The 1,745-nt window shown below is 59.5% G+C and carries 1 protein-coding gene; it reads left to right on the top strand.

Going from position 1 to position 1,745, the window contains the following annotated elements; translation table 11 throughout:
• Positions 1–79 precede the first annotated feature (79 nt).
• The gene (gene mnmE / locus RUMCAL_RS06210; protein WP_021681813.1) at positions 80–1,444 is read left to right on the top strand and encodes a tRNA uridine-5-carboxymethylaminomethyl(34) synthesis GTPase MnmE; all 1,365 of its coding nucleotides are present in this window, start codon (positions 80–82) and stop codon (positions 1,442–1,444) included.
• Positions 1,445–1,745: the final 301 nt, after the last annotated feature.

Raw genomic sequence — 1,745 nt, forward strand, 5'->3', positions numbered from 1 at the left:
AAATTGGGGCGTAGGGTCAGCGGCGACCCGCCGCGGGGCGTAAGGTCAGCGGTGACCCGCCGCAGAAGGAGAATCTATTATGCATACCATTGCAGCAATCGCAACCCCACACGCTGCCGGCGGCATTGCCGTGATCCGTATTTCCGGTGATACCGCAATCTCCGTTGCACAGCAGTGCTTCCGGAGCACCGGCGGAAAATCTCTCGCCGAGATGTCCGGCTATACCTGTGTCTATGGCAGCTTTCTGGATACCGCCGGCAGCGAACTGGACGACGGCATCGCCACTGTGTTCCGTGCCCCGCATAGCTATACCGGCGAGGACACCGTGGAATTTTCCTGTCACGGCGGCATTTTTGTCACCCGCCAGTTGCTGGAAACAGTCTACGCTGCCGGTGTCCAGCCGGCAGAAGCCGGAGAATTCACCAAGCGGGCATTCCTTGCCGGCAAAATGACACTGACACAGGCGGAAGCCGTCATGGACGTGATCGGTGCCGCCGGAAAACGGGAACTGGCATTCGCCCACGCTCAGCAGAACGGAGCACTGTTTCACCGCGTGCAGCAGATCTCGCAGGGCATCGTCCGCAGTCTGGGAGATCTGGCAGCGTGGGCAGACTACCCCGAGGACGAGATCCCCGCAGTGACACCGGAGAGCCTGCACGCTGCCCTCCAGCCGGTGCTGGAACAGCTGGACAGTACCCTTGCTACCTACGACTATGGCAGAATCTTGCAGTCCGGCGTGTCGGCGGTCATTGTGGGCAAGCCCAACGTGGGCAAATCCACTCTGTTCAATCTCCTGTCCGGCAGCCAGCGGAGCATTGTCACGGAAATTGCCGGCACTACGCGGGACGTGGTGGAAGAACAGATCCGGCTGGGCAATGTGACACTGCGGCTGTCAGATACGGCAGGACTGCGGGAAACCGAAGATGTGATCGAGCAAATGGGCGTGAAGATTGCCGAGGAACGGCTGGCACAGGCAGACCTGATTCTCGCCGTGTTCGACACCACCCGACCGCTGGACGACGACGACCGCCGCATGCTGGAACAGCTGCCGGAGAAGCCGGTGATCGCAATCCTGAATAAGTCTGACCAGTCTGCACAGCTGGACACGGACGAACTGGAGCCGCATTTCTCCCGCGTAATTACCATGGCAGCCAGAGAGGGCAGCGGGCTGGAGCAATTGCAGCAGGCGGTGGAGGAACTGTTCTATCAGGCAGAAGTCACACCGGAACTGGGCATTGTGGCAAACGCCCGCCAGAAGCAGTGTCTGGAGCAGGCACGGGAGCAGGTGCAGCTGGCACTGGAAGCACTGGACGCAGGGGAACTGCTGGACGCGGTGACTGTCCTGCTGGAAGAAGCCGCGAACGCCTTGCTCACCCTCACCGGCGAACGGGTTTCCGAGGCCGTGGTAAACGATGTATTCTCCCGCTTCTGCGTGGGGAAATAATGGGATGGTGACTTTTTGAAATGTGTAGGGCGATGCCCACATCACCCCGCGGACTTGTGCATAAGCCTCCCCTGAAAGGGGAGGGGGACCGCCGCTAGGCGGTGGAGGGGTTCTCCCACAAAGTGTACTTTCTAGTGCAGCCGCACCGAAACCGTCCGGCGGAATTCGCTCGTTGCACTCGCTGTCCGCCTGGGGCTTGCCAACGCCGCTAGTTGCCCTTGCCTGTACATGTAGTGTTGATATTCAAGTATTTTTCTTATGTAAGTGGGGTAACTTTATTTCATACGGCGTTTGCAAGCTT

This window comes from Ruminococcus callidus ATCC 27760, from assembly GCF_000468015.1.
Lineage (GTDB): Bacteria > Bacillota > Clostridia > Oscillospirales > Ruminococcaceae > Ruminococcus_C > Ruminococcus_C callidus.

Bases quoted from the DNA above. Each gene is read 5' to 3' on its own strand.
- mnmE (WP_021681813.1), top strand. From the start codon at position 80: ATGCATACCATTGCAGCAATCGCAACCCCACACGCTGCCGGCGGCATT.